This window comes from Fluviicola sp., assembly GCF_039596355.1.
In the GTDB taxonomy this organism is placed as follows: Bacteria; Bacteroidota; Bacteroidia; order Flavobacteriales_D; family Crocinitomicaceae; genus Fluviicola.
Genome location: NZ_JBCNJW010000001.1, coordinates 963,996 through 979,929, shown reverse-complemented (window position 1 = coordinate 979,929; position 15,934 = coordinate 963,996). Strand labels below are relative to the sequence as shown.

The 15,934-nt window shown below is 45.1% G+C and carries 18 protein-coding genes; 12 read left to right on the top strand and 6 right to left on the bottom strand.

All coding sequences use genetic code 11. The annotated features are described in order from the left end of the window. The 11 genes from hisD to ABDV94_RS04065 all read left to right on the top strand — a co-directional run bounded on the left by hisD (position 1) and on the right by ABDV94_RS04065 (position 9,212). Complete coding sequence (gene hisD, locus ABDV94_RS04115) at positions 1-2,322, top strand: histidinol dehydrogenase (protein WP_343605002.1); 2,322 nt, start codon at positions 1-3, stop codon at positions 2,320-2,322. After that, entirely contained in the window at positions 2,319-3,455 is a 1,137-nt protein-coding gene (hisB, locus tag ABDV94_RS04110) for a bifunctional histidinol-phosphatase/imidazoleglycerol-phosphate dehydratase HisB (RefSeq protein ID WP_343605001.1), read from the top strand. The genes hisD and hisB overlap by 4 nt, the downstream gene beginning before the upstream one ends. Continuing rightward, positions 3,455-4,012 (top strand): imidazole glycerol phosphate synthase subunit HisH, encoded by a 558-nt coding sequence (gene hisH, locus ABDV94_RS04105; protein ID WP_343605000.1) that lies wholly within the window; start codon positions 3,455-3,457, stop codon positions 4,010-4,012. The genes hisB and hisH overlap by 1 nt, the downstream gene beginning before the upstream one ends. Further along, positions 4,009-4,734, top strand: a complete 726-nt coding sequence (locus ABDV94_RS04100) for a 1-(5-phosphoribosyl)-5-[(5-phosphoribosylamino)methylideneamino] imidazole-4-carboxamide isomerase (RefSeq protein ID WP_343604998.1) — start codon at positions 4,009-4,011, stop codon at positions 4,732-4,734. Before hisH ends, ABDV94_RS04100 begins: the two co-directional genes overlap by 4 nt. After that, positions 4,721-5,482, top strand: a complete 762-nt coding sequence (gene hisF, locus ABDV94_RS04095; RefSeq protein WP_343604996.1) for an imidazole glycerol phosphate synthase subunit HisF — start codon at positions 4,721-4,723, stop codon at positions 5,480-5,482. The genes ABDV94_RS04100 and hisF overlap by 14 nt, the downstream gene beginning before the upstream one ends. 69 nt (positions 5,483-5,551) lie before the next feature. Further along, positions 5,552-6,136, top strand: a complete 585-nt coding sequence (gene hisIE, locus ABDV94_RS04090; protein WP_343605353.1) for a bifunctional phosphoribosyl-AMP cyclohydrolase/phosphoribosyl-ATP diphosphatase HisIE — start codon at positions 5,552-5,554, stop codon at positions 6,134-6,136. 98 nt (positions 6,137-6,234) lie between these two features. Beyond that, a complete protein-coding gene (locus tag ABDV94_RS04085) occupies positions 6,235-6,663 on the top strand; it encodes a MarR family transcriptional regulator (RefSeq protein ID WP_343604994.1) in 429 nt (142 codons plus the stop codon). An 8-nt stretch (positions 6,664-6,671) separates the two neighbouring features. Continuing rightward, positions 6,672-7,094, top strand: a complete 423-nt coding sequence (locus tag ABDV94_RS04080) for an organic hydroperoxide resistance protein (protein ID WP_343604992.1) — start codon at positions 6,672-6,674, stop codon at positions 7,092-7,094. A 6-nt stretch (positions 7,095-7,100) separates the two neighbouring features. Continuing rightward, positions 7,101-7,463: a DUF1304 domain-containing protein gene (locus ABDV94_RS04075; RefSeq protein ID WP_343604990.1), complete on the top strand. Its 363-nt coding sequence runs from the start codon at positions 7,101-7,103 to the stop codon at positions 7,461-7,463. A gap of 29 nt (positions 7,464-7,492) precedes the next feature. Beyond that, positions 7,493-8,389 (top strand): 3-hydroxyacyl-CoA dehydrogenase, encoded by an 897-nt coding sequence (locus tag ABDV94_RS04070; RefSeq protein ID WP_343604988.1) that lies wholly within the window; start codon positions 7,493-7,495, stop codon positions 8,387-8,389. A gap of 190 nt (positions 8,390-8,579) precedes the next feature. After that, positions 8,580-9,212 carry an NAD(P)H-dependent oxidoreductase gene (locus tag ABDV94_RS04065; RefSeq protein ID WP_343604987.1) on the top strand — a complete coding sequence of 211 codons (633 nt, stop codon included), beginning with the start codon at positions 8,580-8,582 and terminating at the stop codon, positions 9,210-9,212. A gap of 166 nt (positions 9,213-9,378) precedes the next feature. Here ABDV94_RS04065 and ABDV94_RS04060 read toward each other — a convergent pair whose 3' ends face one another. From ABDV94_RS04060 to ABDV94_RS04040, 5 genes are read right to left on the bottom strand one after another with little or no spacing between them, the layout of a single operon-like run. After that, positions 9,379-9,960, bottom strand: a complete 582-nt coding sequence (locus ABDV94_RS04060; protein ID WP_343604985.1) for a hypothetical protein — start codon at positions 9,958-9,960, stop codon at positions 9,379-9,381. A gap of 20 nt (positions 9,961-9,980) precedes the next feature. Next, positions 9,981-10,358, bottom strand: coding sequence for a hypothetical protein (locus ABDV94_RS04055; protein ID WP_343604983.1), 378 nt, complete (start codon positions 10,356-10,358; stop codon positions 9,981-9,983). Between the two features lie 12 nt (positions 10,359-10,370). After that, positions 10,371-10,520 carry a DUF5989 family protein gene (locus tag ABDV94_RS04050; RefSeq protein WP_294861244.1) on the bottom strand — a complete coding sequence of 50 codons (150 nt, stop codon included), beginning with the start codon at positions 10,518-10,520 and terminating at the stop codon, positions 10,371-10,373. Between the two features lie 4 nt (positions 10,521-10,524). After that, complete coding sequence (locus tag ABDV94_RS04045; protein ID WP_343604979.1) at positions 10,525-11,724, bottom strand: hypothetical protein; 1,200 nt, start codon at positions 11,722-11,724, stop codon at positions 10,525-10,527. Between the two features lie 4 nt (positions 11,725-11,728). Continuing rightward, positions 11,729-13,594, bottom strand: a complete 1,866-nt coding sequence (locus ABDV94_RS04040) for a carbamoyltransferase (RefSeq protein ID WP_343604978.1) — start codon at positions 13,592-13,594, stop codon at positions 11,729-11,731. A gap of 282 nt (positions 13,595-13,876) precedes the next feature. Here ABDV94_RS04040 and ABDV94_RS04035 point away from each other — a divergent pair, with 282 nt between their 5' ends. Beyond that, positions 13,877-14,296, top strand: a complete 420-nt coding sequence (locus ABDV94_RS04035) for an acyl-CoA thioesterase (RefSeq protein WP_343604977.1) — start codon at positions 13,877-13,879, stop codon at positions 14,294-14,296. Between the two features lie 174 nt (positions 14,297-14,470). Here the strand turns inward: ABDV94_RS04035 and ABDV94_RS04030 are convergent, their stop codons facing one another. Next, on the bottom strand, positions 14,471-15,781 hold the full coding sequence (locus ABDV94_RS04030; protein ID WP_343604975.1) for a DEAD/DEAH box helicase: 1,311 nt from the start codon (positions 15,779-15,781) through the stop codon (positions 14,471-14,473). Positions 15,782-15,934 lie beyond the last annotated feature (153 nt).

Genomic DNA, 15,934 nt, shown 5'->3' with positions numbered 1-15,934 from the left:
ATGAAAACAATGATCAATCCTTCGGCGGCAGAACTGCGCGTGGCTTTGGAACGCCCGCTTTTGGAAAGCTCCGGACTCGAATCCCTGATACAAGAGATTTTTACTGAGGTTTCTTTGAAAGGTGATCAGGCATTGAAAGTATTTACACGACAGTTTGACCGGGTAGATTTGGATTCTATTACTGTCAGTGATTCCGAACTGAGTGAAGCTGAAAATGCATTGCCGGAATCCCTGAAAACAGTCATCCGGACCGCAGCGTCTAATATCGAACGCTTTCATGCTGCCCAGAGCGTGCAGGAACGGGAAATCGAAACCACTCCCGGAGTTATCTGCTGGCGAAAATCCGTCGGAATTCAAACGGTCGGGATGTACGTTCCGGGAGGAACTGCTCCGTTGTTTTCCACCGTACTCATGCTGGGGATTCCTGCGAAACTGGCAGGATGTGAAAACCGTATTTTGTGCACTCCTGCTGGGCAAAACGGAACAATCCATCCTGCGATTTTGGTTGCTGCAAAGATAGCCGGAATCACACAAATTTTCAAGGTTGGTGGTGCACAGGCAATTGCTGCCATGAGCCTGGGAACGGAAACTATTCCGAAAGCAGACAAACTATTCGGTCCCGGAAATCAATACGTAACGGCAGCTAAAGTATTTGCGCAAAAAACAGGAATTCCGATCGATATGCCGGCCGGACCTTCTGAAGTGCTCGTTGCAGCAGATGATTCGATTGCTCCTGTAATCATTGCATCCGACCTGTTGGCACAAGCCGAACACGGAACGGATTCACAAGTTGTATTCCTGACGGATTCCGAAGATTTGGCAAAAGAAGTACAGTTGGAAGTGGAAAAACAGCTTCAACAACTGCCCAGAGCCGAAATCGCTGCGGCAGCATTGGAAAACAGTGTGATGTTGGTCGAAAAAGCATCACGTTGGTCAGACATCATCAATCAGTATGCGCCTGAACACTTGATTGTGATGGGGAAATACGAAGAAATGATTACAGAGAATGTCGTCAATGCAGGAAGTGTTTTTATCGGGCAATACACCGCCGAAAGTTTTGGTGATTATGCTTCGGGAACCAATCATACCTTACCGACTAACGGTTTCGCAAAATCGTATAGCGGTGTTTCCCTGGATTCCTTTGTCAAAAAGATAACATATCAGCGGGTTTCGAAAGAAGGATTGGTCAATCTTGGGCCAACGGTTATTGCAATGGCTGAAGCAGAAGCATTAGCCGGACACGCAGAAGCGGTGAAAGTGAGGCTTTCCCGTTCGGGAGCACTTGAATCTGAAAATAAACCAGATGTCAGGACACTGATCCGCCCGGATTTGCGAAACATCAGTCCATACAGCTCTGCGCGGGATGAATTTGAAGGTGCAGGAAGTGTTTTCCTGGATGCGAATGAGAATGCCCTGACGGTAAAGCACAACCGGTATCCCGATCCGTTACAGCGGGCACTAAAGAATGTCATTTCAGAAGTGAAAGGAATTCCGGTCGAAAATCTGTTCCTGGGAAACGGTTCGGATGAAGTATTGGATTTGATTTTGAGGTTGACCACCATACCATACCGGGATAAAATGGCGTTTCTAAGTCCTTCTTACGGCATGTACCGGGTTTTGGCAAAACTCAATGCACTGGAAGTGTCTGAAATCCGGTTAGATGCTGATTTTCAGATTGATTCCATAGATTTGTTGCAACAAGCAGCAGGTTGCAAGGTATTGATCTTGTGTAATCCGAATAATCCTTCGGGCAACGTGATTCCTATGGAAGACCTGGTGCAGATTGTCCGTGAATTCAAAGGTGTTGTCGTTGTAGATGAAGCATACAGCGATTTTTGCCCTGAAAATTCATTGGCATTCCGCATACGGGAATTTCCGAATCTCCTGGTGGTTCAAACACTTTCAAAAGCCTACGGAATGGCCGGTTTGCGCATTGGAATGGCAGTCGCTTCGGAAGAATGGATCAAAGCATTAAACCGGATCAAAGCTCCCTACAACCTGAGTTCACTTGTGCAGGAAGAAGCTGTAGAGTTACTTCGTTCAACGAATTGGGAATTCTTGAAATCAACCATCGTGTCGGAACGTGAACGGCTCTTCCGGGCGTTGGATTCCATTCCGGTGGTGGAGAAAGTCTTTCCTTCCAAAGCCAATTTCCTGCTTTTCAAAGTAGCAGATGCAGACAAGGTATATGCACAGCTCCTTAACTCAGGAGTGGTGGTTCGCAACCGGACAGGGGAATATAACTGCACCAATATGCTTCGGGTAAGTGTCGGAACCCCGGAAGAGAACACCCGTTTTATTGAAATCATGAAATCGCTATGAAAAAGAAAGTATTGTTTATTGACCGGGACGGAACGATTATCCGTGAACCGGAAGGCTTCCAGGTGGATGCTTTTGAAAAGTTTCAATTTGTGGAAGGAGTTATTTCTGCGTTGAAAACAATTGCGTCGTGGCAGGAATACGAACTGGTTTTGGTAACGAACCAGGATGGTTTGGGGACGGAAAGCTTTCCGTATGCCGATTTCATCGGGCCGCACCGCTTGATGTTGGAAATATTAGCAGGTGAAGGGATTGTTTTCGCAGAAGAATGCATTGACCGTTCTTTTCCGGAAGAGCAATCTCCCAATCGCAAGCCCCGCACGGGAATGCTCACAGCTTATTTTTCGGAGGAGTACGATCTGGAAAATTCACTGGTGATCGGTGACCGCTGGACGGATGTGGAGCTGGCAAAGAACCTCGGATGTAAAGCATTTTTCCTCCAAACGGGAGAAATAGATGTGCAGGCCGAGTTGAGCGTTTCAACAGAGGAATTGAAGTCCAGCATTCGCCGCGTGGTTCCAGACTGGAATTCCTTACTGGCAGATTTGCGTCTGGGAGTACGGGAGGTTTCCGTTCGGCGTACCACCGCAGAAACAGATTGTGAAATCCGGCTCGACCTGGACGGAAGTGGTATTTCCGGGATTCAAACCGGGATTGGTTTTTTCGATCACATGCTGGATCAGGTGGCGCGCCACGCACAGTTGAATCTCACGATCAGAACCAAAGGAGATTTGCACATTGATGAGCACCACACTGTTGAAGATACGGCATTGACATTTGGAATGGCTGTAGATCGGGCGCTGGGTTCGAAACGGGGAATTGAACGTTACGGTTTCTGCCTGCCGATGGACGATTGTTTTGCCCTTTGTGCGCTTGATTTCGGCGGCCGGCCGGAATTGATCTGGGAAGTGGATTTGAAACGGGAATACCTGGGAGAATTGCCTGTTGAAATGGTAAAGCACTTCTTTAAATCATTCTGTTATACAGCTCGTTGCAATATGTATGTGAAAGCTTTTGGTGAAAATGAACACCACAAAGTAGAATCGGTGTTTAAGGCTTTTGCGAAAGCAATTTTGATGGCCAAACGCCGCAACGGAAATTTCGAATTATTACCAACGACCAAAAATGAACTCTGATGAAAGTAGCGATTATTGACTATGGAGCGGGGAATGTTTTCTCGGTGAAGCAGGCACTTACCCGTTTGGGAACGGATGTGGTTCTCACGGCTGATCCGGATAAAATTCGTGCGGCTTCGCATGTGATATTTCCGGGTGTAGGTCACGCAAAACCAGCCATGGAGCAGTTAAAAGTGTGCGGACTTGATCAGGTGATTCCTGCTTTAACGCAGCCTGTTTTGGGAATTTGCCTGGGAATGCAACTGATGTGTGCTCATACGGAAGAAGGTAATACTGCCGGATTGAGGATTTTTAGCGCAGAAGTCAAAAAGATGGAAGCATTTTACCCAATTCCGCACATGGGATGGAATGATGTGAAATCCGGAGAAAACAGCACGGCATATTACTTTGTTCACAGTTATGCGGCAGAAATTTGTCCGGAAACCTGCGGAGTGACAACCTATCCGAATCCGTTTTCCGCCCTTTTAAAGAAGAATAATTTCACAGGAGTCCAGTTTCACCCGGAAAAAAGCGGAAAAGCCGGAGCGGAACTGCTTCGTCAATTTTTAGAATCATGATCGCAATACCCGCAATAGACATGATAGACGGAAAGGTCGTGCGACTTTTCCAGGGTGATTACACCAAACAAACAGCGTATGCATGGGATCCGTTTGCATACGCACTGGAAATAAAGAAATCCGGGATTGAACACCTGCATTTGGTGGATTTATCCGGTGCAAAAGCAGGAAAAGTCATTCACCTGGAGTTGCTGAAGAAGCTTTCAACCACCGAATTGGCGATTGATTTTGGTGGTGGGGTAAAGAGCAAAGAAGACGTGGAGAAGATTCTGCAAAACGGAGCTTCGCAAGTCGTGATCGGGAGTTTGTGCGTAACAGCTCCGGAAACGGTACTTTCCTGGATTGATGAAATGGGAACAGAACGGTTTATCCTAGCACTTGATACAGATGGTACTTATCTTAAAATCAACGGCTGGCAGCAGCAAACGGATGTAACACTCGATGAAATAATGACGCATTTCCAGGAACTTGATGGACTGTGCATTCTGACAACGGATATCCGGAAAGACGGAACCGGATCCGGGCCGAATGTTGGGTTATATCGGGATTTGGTAAAACGTTTTCCAAACCAACGCTGGATTGCCAGCGGCGGAGTAGAGACCATTACAGACCTGGAAGCATTGCGTCAAACGGGATGTTACGGAAGTGTGGTGGGAAAGTCCTTGCTGGATGGTAAAATAACCTTGAACGAACTAAACAGATTTAACAATGCAGGTATATAAACGAATCATTCCCTGTTTGGACATTCAGCGGGGAAGAGTAGTGAAGGGAATTCATTTTGAATCGATCCGGGATGCCGGAAACCCGGTTGAACTGGCCCGGTTTTACGCAGAACAGGGGGCAGACGAGCTGGTTTTACTCGATATTTCAGCCACTCACGAAGCGCGCAAAACAGTTCTCCCGATTGTAGAAGCCGTAGCCAGCTGCATTGATATTCCGTTCACGGTGGGCGGGGGAATTGCTTCTGTTGAAACAGCCCGGGAATTACTCCGGTGCGGTGCGGATAAAATATCGGTGAACTCTTCTGCCGTAAAACGCCCGGAATTGATCTCCGAGTTGGCGGAAAACTTCGGGAGTCAATGTGTAGTGGTTGCGGTTGATGTCCGGAAAACAGGTGATGCATGGACAGTATACACGCATGGCGGAAGAAGAGATACGGAAATCGATGCGCTGGATTGGGTCGAAGAAGCAGTGACACGTGGAGCAGGAGAATTACTGATTACCTCGATGGATGGAGACGGAACCAAAAAGGGTTTTGCCCTCGACTTTTACCGGGCAATTGAAAGCCGGGTTTCCGTTCCGGTAATTGCTTCCGGTGGAGCCGGGACAAACGATCATTTTGAAGCGTTATTTACTCAGACTTCCGTTACAGGAGCATTGGCAGCAAGTATTTTTCACTACGGAGAAATAGCGATTCCGGAATTAAAACGAAACATGGCGAAATCGATCCGGGTAAGAACTGATTTTTAGTTTCAAAGTGTTCAAAAACTTTGAACGGTTTGAACTCTTTAAACGTGTTTAAATAAAAATAGTATAATGATGAAATACAACGAAAACGGACTCATTCCGGCAATTATCCAGCAGGCACGAACCAAAGAAGTGTTGATGCTGGGATACATGAATGAAGAAGCGTTTCAATTGACAAAAGAAACGGGAAGAGTGACTTTCTTTTCACGTTCCAAAAAGCGGATTTGGGTCAAGGGAGAAAGCTCCGGTAATTTCTTAAAACTGGTCGACTGGAAACTCGATTGCGATGAAGATACACTGTTGATTTTTGCTGAACCGGAAGGGCCTGTTTGTCATAGGGGAACTTCCAGCTGCTGGGGAGAAACGTCTCTACCGGATTTTTCAGTACTGGTACAATTGCTTCAAACGATTGAACAACGTTTCACCGTTCCGGAAGAGGGTTCTTATATTCAATCGCTGATTGAAAAAGGATTGCCGAAAATAGCGCAGAAAGTAGGAGAGGAAGGTGTTGAACTGGTGATTGAAGCAATGAGAGACAAACCAGAATTATTTAAAGAAGAAGCGGCTGATCTGCTGTTTCATTACCTGGTGCTTCTCAGAGCAAAAGAAGTTAAACTCAGTACTGTATTACAGGTTCTCGAGCAACGATCCCGGTAATTTCCGGGACTCGGTTTGTGATATTTTGTTAAAAATTAAATTGTGCACAATTTAATTTGATGAAATGTTTTAACTTTGTTTCAGCAACAAGAAAAAAAATGGAAGACTTACTCCAATTAGATAAACAGATTTGCTTCCCGATATATGCTCTTTCAAGGGAAGTAATTCAGCGCTACCGTCCGCTTTTGGACGAGCTGGATCTGACCTATCCGCAGTACCTGGTTTTCCTGGTTTTGTGGGAAGAAGATAAACAAACCGTGAATCAGATAGGTGAGAAGCTCTTGCTTGACAGCGGCACGTTGACACCGCTCCTGAAAAGACTGGAGCAGAAAAACCTGATCACCAGAACACGCCGTAAAACGGACGAACGCATCGTGGAAATCAGTTTGACGAAAGAAGGAAAAGAGCTGAAAGAAAAAGCAGCAGGCATTCCGGAGAAATTACTGAATGATCTGAACATTTCGTTGGATGAACTCAAAACCATGCGAACCATTGCACATAAAATTTTAAATATCACACATCAATAATCAAAAGTATGAAAACGTTATATACAGCTTCGGCAACGGCAACGGGCGGCAGAAACGGCCACGTGAAAAGTGAAAACGGAATCCTGGATCTCCAGGTAAGAATGCCAAAAGCACTGGGAGGTGCAAACGATGATTATCCGAACCCGGAAATGCTCTTTGCTGCAGGTTATTCAGCTTGTTTCGACAGCGCTTTGAGTCGCGTAATTATGCTGACAAAAACTCAGACAGGAACCACCAGCGTTACTGCAAAAGTCGGAATCGGAGCAATTGAAAACGGTGGTTTCGGACTGGAAGTGGAATTGCGTGTAAACGTACCGGGAGTGAGTCTTGAAGAAGCAAAACAACTGGTTGAAAAAGCACACCAGGTTTGTCCTTATTCCAACGCAACCCGCGGAAACATTCAAGTTATTTTATCTGTAACCAACGACTAATCCGAAATGATTGTAGCAGCACACATACTGACAGCACTTGTAGCCATCGAGCATTTGTACATTCTGTGGATCGAAATGTTCGCATGGGAAACGGCAGGACGAAAAACATTTAAATCGTTTCCGGCAGAATTATTCGGCGCGACCAAAGGCCTTGCAGCCAATCAGGGGCTTTATAACGGTTTCCTTGCAGCAGGATTGATCTGGTCATTTTTCATCGCCGATCCGGTTTGGTCTGAAAACATTCGCTTGTTTTTCCTGGGATGTGTTGCTGTAGCAGGAACTTTCGGAGCCTTAACCGCTTCCAAATCAATTTTTTTCAAGCAGGCATTGCCGGCGATCGCAGCATGGATCGTGGTGATCCTCTCATAAAAAGGAGTATTCACTAAAAATAATATGACATGGAATTTAAAAATGTAACCGTAGCGGGAAGTGGTGTTCTGGGATACCAAATCGCTTTCCAAAGTGCATTTCACGGATATCACGTGACGGTTTATGATATCAACGATGAAATCCTGGAAAAAGCAAAAGCGAAATTCGAGGTACTGAGTGCAGCTTTCAAAACAGATCTGAATGCAACTTCCGGGCAATTGGATGCTGCTAAAAAACGATTGAGCTACCAAAGTAACCTGGGAGAAGCGGTCAAAGATGCAGATTTGTTGATTGAAGCTGTTCCGGAGAATCCGCAGATTAAGATCGGGTTCTACCACGAACTGGCGAAACTGGCTCCTGAAAAGACTGTTTTTGCAAGTAACTCATCTACCTTGCTTCCAAGCCAGTTTGCGCAGGAAACAGGTCGTCCGGAACGCTTTCTGGCACTGCATTTTGCCAATGAAATCTGGAAGCACAACACGGCAGAAATCATGGGACACGCCGGAACCGATGCAGCTGTTTTTGACCAGGTCGTTGCATTCGCCAAATCCATCGGGATGGTGGCACTGCCTCTTCACAAAGAGCAACCGGGATATATCGTGAACTCCCTGCTGGTTCCGTTACTGAGCGCCGGATTGGATTTACTGGCAAAAGGCGTTGCAGATGTGGAAACCATCGATAAAACGTGGATGGTTGCGACCGGTGCTCCGGTTGGTCCGTTCGGAATTCTCGACGTAGTTGGTATTACAACCGCTTACAACATCAACAAAATGGCTGCGGATGTGAGCAAAGATCCGATCAAGCAAAAAGTAGCCGATTACCTCAAAGAGGAATTCATCGATAAAGGGAAATTGGGCGTTGAAACCGGAGTTGGTTTTTATACCTACCCGGACCCTTCTTACAAGAAAGAAGGTTTTTTAAAATAGCAACTAGTCCTGTATGAAATTAGAAGTCCTAATGAGAAAGTTCAAAGAGTGGAAACGTTTAAAAGTTCCAATTGAACCCTTTAAACTGTTTGAACCTTTGAACAAATTGAATTGATCTGCAAAATGATCGAAATGACTTATCAGGAGTTCTCATAATAGGAAATAATAAAAACAAAATAGTAGAACAAAAATGGCTTTATTAGAAGATTTGCACTGGAGACATGCCGTGAAAGCATACGATCCGTCCAAAAAAGTAAGCACGGAAGACATCCGTAAAATTGTAGAGGCAGCCCGTTTGGCTCCAACTTCATCCGGATTACAGCCTTTCCGCGTCATTGTGGTTGAATCACAGGAATTGAAAGAGAAAATGGTTGAAGGAGCATTGAACCCGGAAGTGATGCGTGATTGTTCACACGTACTGGTGTTCGCTGCATGGGACGAATATACACCAGAGCGCATTGATGCAGTGTATGACCGTACGACCGAAGAACGCGAATTGCCGAAAGGACGCTTCAACAATTACACGGATATGCTCAAGAAAATCTACGGAGCACAAACTCCTGAACAGCATTTTATACATACTGCCAAACAATCATATATCGGTTTGGGACTGGCACTTGCGCAGGCTGCAGAATTACGCATCGACACCACTCCGGCTGAAGGATTCAATAACCAGGTAGTGGACGAGATACTGGGACTTGCAGAACACGGTTTGAAAAGCGTTTCCTTACTCTATGTCGGATATGCCGATAAGGAAAGAGACTGGCTCGGAACGATGAAAAAAGTACGGATTCCACATGAAGAGTTTCGTATTGTGAAATAAAGAGGTTCTTCCTCAAAAAGAGGGAAACGGCTTGGGGGTATCCGGGCCGTTTTTTTATATTCTGAAACACACAATTTTACAAATTGATAATCCCGATAGCGTTCGACTGAGCTCACGCCGAAGTCTATCTGGATGTGTCAAAAGTCTGCTATCACCGGATTGCAGCTCAATGATTCGAAGACCGGATATGATCAATCACCAGCAACTGAAGGATACTAATCAAATGATCTGTACTTAGTTGTTCGGCATATTTCATCTCACCGACGTAATCAAAAGGCGCGAAAATCCGCTTCATAAATCCCTTCTTCTTTCTGCGTACGATGAGCTGGCAAACCACCTCCTGATCGCCCATTCGGTATTCAATCACTTCAGGAGAAAAGGAGTAATGAAAGTTGTTCTCAGTACAAGTGAGTACCAGCCCGTCGCTAAACGACAGCCGGTTTCTCCACGGATAGCCAGGACCAAAAACAGCATGGGGATTATTGCTTTCCTTTTTGCAGAATAATTCGTTGTTCAACGTCAGATCAAAGATCGATTTAGAAGAGAAAAACCGCGATTTGTCATAAATGCGGAGTTTGATATTTTCTTCTCCGTAAATCACTCCCGAAGTATTATTCGTAACAAAAATCACGAACAGGTTATCGTCATCGGATGATAACTCGATGCGGTAGCAGTCGGAAAAACGCTTATCGAGACGAGGATCATACAGATCGTCGTATTTTTTAAGTGTGAAGTAAAGGTGTTTCAAGGTACGGTGGTGCGGTTAAATTACCAATGCTTTTCAAAATACGCTTTGTCAAATACTTTTTCGTTGGTTTTGAAAAGTGAAGAAGCGGTGTTTTTCAAATGAAGCGGGTCTTTTTTACCGAAAAGTTTGGTCAGCATTGCAATCGGGAAGAGGAATACATAAAAAATGATGCTTAGTACGATATTCGGAACGATATAACTCAGGACGAGTGTCAGTTTCATCCAGACGAAATCGATCTGCCGGGCAATGAAATCCGATAAAATACCTGCCAGCCCGACAAAAAAAGCTACCGATAAGCTCCATTTCCACTTGGTTACGAGGTAAATCAAAAGGAATCCCACCACGATGGTTAGAACCGTTTTCGCCGGGTTGGACTGCTTGTTTTTGGGAACACTCATGTGACGGATTGCTTAGAAAAGGGAATAAATGAATGGTGCCAATGCACTGGATCCTCCGAAAACGATCAACACACCAATCAGCAAAAGAATGATAATTACAGGTGCTAACCAAAACTTCTTTCGCTCTTTCATAAAGCGCCATAAATCGCGTAAAAATTCCATTTTTCTAGAGTTTCTTTGTTTCCTGAAGTAAATACTTCGCCATTAATTCATTCATCTCCGCATTCGGATGCGCATCTCCGGGAAGGGTATATTTTCCCTGGTACACGATTTTCTGCGACAAATCTATAAACTTAATTTTCTTTTTCTTTAAATACGATTTGAAAATTTGCATCTGCTCCGGAGTATACGCCACATAATTCGGGTAAATCACCAGATAGAATTTGTCGTTTCCGAATTGCTTTTCGTAGTTCTTTTTGGTTTCCAATACCATTTCCGTCACTAAATCGTAGTGTGAGTCATTCAGCTTCAACGGGAGATCCGCTTCGAAGTACTTCACGATATTGGTCTGATACAACCGTTCATACATACTTGAAATAAACGGGCGGCCGTCTTTGAACAATTTATGACGGATCAATTTGCCGTTTTCCATTTTGTAGTACGGAGCCAAATGAAGCCATTCCGTATAGCGATGCATCGTTCCGATCGCTCGGTAGATGTGATCCCAGAAAAAGATGTAATAGCCGCAACCGTCTTTCTCGGTAACTTGTTTCGATAAATCGCGGTACTGGATTTCAGCCAGCATGTGGTTGGTTCCTGTTCCCGAGATCGCGAAATTGTAAGAATTGGTCGATTCTCCCTGCTGTTGTACCTGGTATGCCAGTGTTTGATCGTCTTCCAGTCCGTAACCGAAACCGATGGAACAACCGAAAAACAAAGCGTAATTCTTTTTCGTGGAATCAAACCCGGGAGTAATTCGCTTATTCATGTGGTCAATGGAGTAGTGCACGTCAAAAACCGTGTCTGTTCCATTTACTTTGATGTCGTGGTACACACTGTCTGCATAATAGGTCATTCCAACCTGGCGGGCAATGTGGTTTTCCGGAAGGTCCGGAACGCTGAAATCCTTTTTAAATGCGGACGGCATTCCTAAAACGAAGAACAAAATCGTTTCAAGCAGTAAAACCAATAAGGCAACCAACGTAAGGTTTGCCAGGATCACTTTCTTTCCTTTCAGGAAGAGGATATAGAAGCAGATGAGAAGCAAAAGCAGAGAAACATATTTCCACAATCTCAGCCATCCGAAAATTTCCGGTCCGATTCCGTTTTTGGTTACGTTGAAACAGAAAAGACTGATGATTCCGGCAAGGAGCACCAGGAATGTACGCTTATTTGCTTTTACAAAAGATTTAAACCGGTTGAGCATACGCTTAGTCCATTTTGAATTTGACCATCCACTTTTCTTTGTTTTCCCAATCAGCTTGTTCGGTTTTGGTATAAACAAAATCTCCCACCACGAGGTAGTCCATTTCGGTACTCATAAAACAACGGAACGCATCATAGGGCGTACAAACGATTGGTTCTCCACGCACGTTGAAACTGGTATTTACAACCAATCCGTAAGATGTTTGTTTTTTGAATTCCTGGATCAGTGCATGGTATCGGGGGTTGGTTTCTTTGTAAACCGACTGAACGCGTGCCGAAAAATCGAGGTGTGTGATCGATTGCAGATCACTTCGCTGCTGGTACAAACGATCCCAAAGCGGCATGTCGTGGTAATTCTCCGGAAGCTTTGCACGGCGACTTTCTTTCACAGGTGCAACGACCAACATGTAAGGCGAATCTGCCTGCAGGTCGAAATACTCGTTTGCATCTTCTGCCAAAACAGATGGCGCAAACGGTCGGAATCCTTCGCGGTATTTGATCTTCAGGTTGAGTTTTTTCTGCATTTCAGGATTGCGGGCATCTCCGAGAATACTTCTGTTCCCCAAAGCGCGCGGCCCGAATTCCATTCTTCCCTGGAACCAGCCTACGACATTTCCTTCAGCCAGGCGGGAAGCTACAAATTCCGTGAGGTCCTGAAAGTCTTCGTATTTGCGGTAGTTCGCATTCGTGCGCTTGTTCATAGACTGGATTTCCTTCTCCGAATAATCCGGCCCAAGGTATGTTCCATTCATTTGATCGTAGGTATAATCAACCACACGTGCTTCTTCAAAATACATGTGGGAAACGGCCAGTGCCGCGCCCAAAGCTCCTCCGGCATCACCGGAAGCGGCTTGAATATAGATTTCCTTGAAAATGTTCTCTTCCAGCAGTTTCCCGTTGGCAACACAGTTGAGAGCAACTCCTCCTGCCATGCACAAGTAATCGGAATTGGTGATGCGCTTGGCTTCTTTCGCCATTTTGATCACGATTTCCTCCGTTACTTTCTGAATCGCAATTGCCAGGTTACAGTGGATCTGCTCCAAATCCGCTTCGGCTTCCCGGCGCCCGATTCCAAACAATTCTTTCCATTTGTGATCGTGAACCATGCGGAGTCCGGTTGCATAATTGAAGTATTTCTGGTTTAACCAAACAGATCCATCTTCTTTAATGTCAACCAGTTCTGATTTTATTTTTGAAATAAACTCCTGGGTTTGAGGCGAGAACTCATTTCCGTACGGAGCAAGTCCCATCAGTTTGTATTCCCCGGAATTAACCGTAAACCCAAGGTAATATGTAAATGCACTGTAAAGCAATCCCACCGAATGCGGGAATTCCATTTCACGTACCAGTTCAATCTTTTCGCCTTTTCCGATTCCGATCGATGCCGTACACCATTCTCCCACACCGTCAATGGTCAAAATTGCTGACTCGTTGAATGCCGAAGGGTAGAAGGCGCTCGCTGCGTGAGACAAGTGGTGTTCCGGGAACAGGAGATTCACTTTACGTTTGTCGTAAGTACCGACATCGCGCAATCCTTCGTGGATCATTTTCTTGAGGAACATTTTCTCGTTGATCCAAACCGGAATGGCTTTCAGGAATGAAACAAGTCCTTTCGGCGAAAAAGAGTAATAGGTTTGAAGCAGTCGTTCGAATTTCAGTAAGGGTTTATCGTAGAAAACAATTGCATCCAGGTCATCGATTTCCAAACCGGCTTCTTCCAGGCAGTATTTCACCGCTTGAACGGGAAAATCCGGAGTGTGTTTGTCTCGTGTAAATCGTTCTTCCTGTGCGGCGGCGATAATCCGGCCTCCAATGACCAGTGCAGCAGCAGAATCGTGATAAAAAGCGGAGATTCCTAAGACTTTTTTCATTAATCGGTTTAATCTGTTTTACTAACGACAAAAACGCCGCTTCATTTTGATGAGGAGCAAAAATAAGAAGAAAAAGCTTTGCTTTTGAAGAGGAAAATTGCTTTACAAAGTATTGTTTTGAGGAAGGCCTTGGCTTTTGATACAGACAACCATCAGCGTCATTATTTTTTAGAAATGTGAGATTGAAGCGATTAGGGATTTTTCATTCGGAATCGGCTGTCAGGAAACGTGAAATTTACTCTGCACGCATAAATATTTTGTACTTTTACAGCAAAAAAAGAAATGGAATCGTTTAGCAAAACACTATCTATCCGCTGGTCAGACCTCGATCCGAATTATCATGTCAGACACAGTGCATATTACGATTGGGGAGCTCAGCAGCGTGTTGAAATTCTGAATGACCTGGGGCTTTCGCTGAAGGTGATGCAGGAGAATCATTTCGGGCCGATTTTGTTTCGCGAAGAATGTGTTTTTCGCAAAGAAATCCACATGCACGATGAAGTGACAATGACCTTGTCAATCAAATCAATTAACGAAGACGGTTCCCGCTGGACAATGCAGCACGTATTGACCAATTCGAAAGGCGAGTGGTGTGCGACCATTACAATTGACGGAGCATGGATTGATACGCAGAAACGCAAACTGGCAAATCCGACGCCGCAGATTGTGATGGATGTAATGAATCAGTTTCCGAGAAGCTAGTCTGCGGGTTTTGTTACACTGCCTTCCTCCACAAATTCATCAATTTGTAATGGTGTGTAAAAAGTCAGTCTCCAGAGGGATTACCCCTCCCTTTGTGTGTTTCGGTGATTCCTGGTATTCCGACACAGCGAACCGCCAGAACGGGCAGCACCGGAAATTGGAGTACGGCTTAAATCACCTCGCAAATCCGATCTTCTGTTTCTTTCCCTTGATCTTCTGATCCCGTAATTCCGGAACGACTTGTTCTGCAATATCACTTCGGATTGCAACAAAAGAACTGTGATCCATCACGGTAATCAGCCCGATTTCATCGGGACGGAGTCCTCCGGTTTTATGCAGGAAGCCCACGATATCCACTTTATTGACTTTATCCTTTTTTCCCGCACTGATGTAAATGGTTTTCCATTTCGGAGCTTCCGGAAGCGGTTCGTCCGGGATTACATCATACAATTCGTGCTCGGGAATAAACGCAGGAACTTCTTTTTGAGCATCCAGGAATAGGAAGACTACTCCGTCTGCGTCCTGCCGGCCGGTTCTTCCGCTTCGGTGAATAAATTCTGCTTCTTTCAACGGAAGTTGATAATGAATCACGTGTTCAACTGCCGGAATATCCAATCCGCGTGCAGCGAGATCGGTTGAAACCAGGAAATCCGCACTTCCGTTCCGGAAACGGATCAGCGCACGTTCCCGGTCATCCTGCTCCATTCCACCATGATAAGCAGCTGCAACCACACCGTTCGACTTCAAAAAGTCTGTGATCTCAACAACCGGTTCGCGGTGATTGCAGAAAATAATCGTTTTCCCTTCCGGAAGATTGCACAGCAATTCCAATAAGGTTCCTTCTTTGTCTGTTGGGATATAGTGAATGCCGAAATAATTGATCCGGTGGCTTTGCCCGGTCAGGAAATCGATTGTAACCGGGTTCTGAATACGTGTAAATGCTGGAATTTGCTCCAGTTTGGTGGCGGAAACCAGGTATTTATGCTTCAGAGAGTGAAGTTCGGAAATAATTTCCGTCATGTCCGACTCAAATCCCATTTGCAGCGATTTGTCAAATTCATCGAGTACCAGGGTGTGTACCTCGGAAAGATCCACGTTGTTTCTGCGGACATGATCCGCCAGTCTTCCCGGTGTTCCGATCAGCACAGCAGGCGGAACCGATAAGTTGTTTTCTTCCACTCGCATGGAATGCCCCCCATAACACGTATTTACTTTGAATCCGGTGCTCAGTTTTTTGAACACATCCTCAATCTGAATTGAAAGTTCGCGGGTCGGAGAAATAATCAATAACTGCACGGATTGCTGTTCTTTGGAAAGTTTCCCCAAAGCCGTCGTCAGGAACGCAACTGTTTTCCCGGATCCCGTAGGAGCATGCAGGATAATATCGTTGTTTGTTCCGGAGGTTTGAAGCATTTCCTGCTGCATTTCATTCAAGGATGAAATACCCAGTTTTTCGAGCGAGAAATTGGAGTGGGGGATTTTCATGAAGCAAAGGTACATGTTTCCGTACGAACCAGCCCTATTTTCGTGAAAACCCAAATTCCCAATATTGGGACAGAGGTGATTTTTGAAAATCAAAAACATACTTGACCTAAGAATATACACCGTGGTAAGCACCTTGTTTTTCAGCTGTGTTCC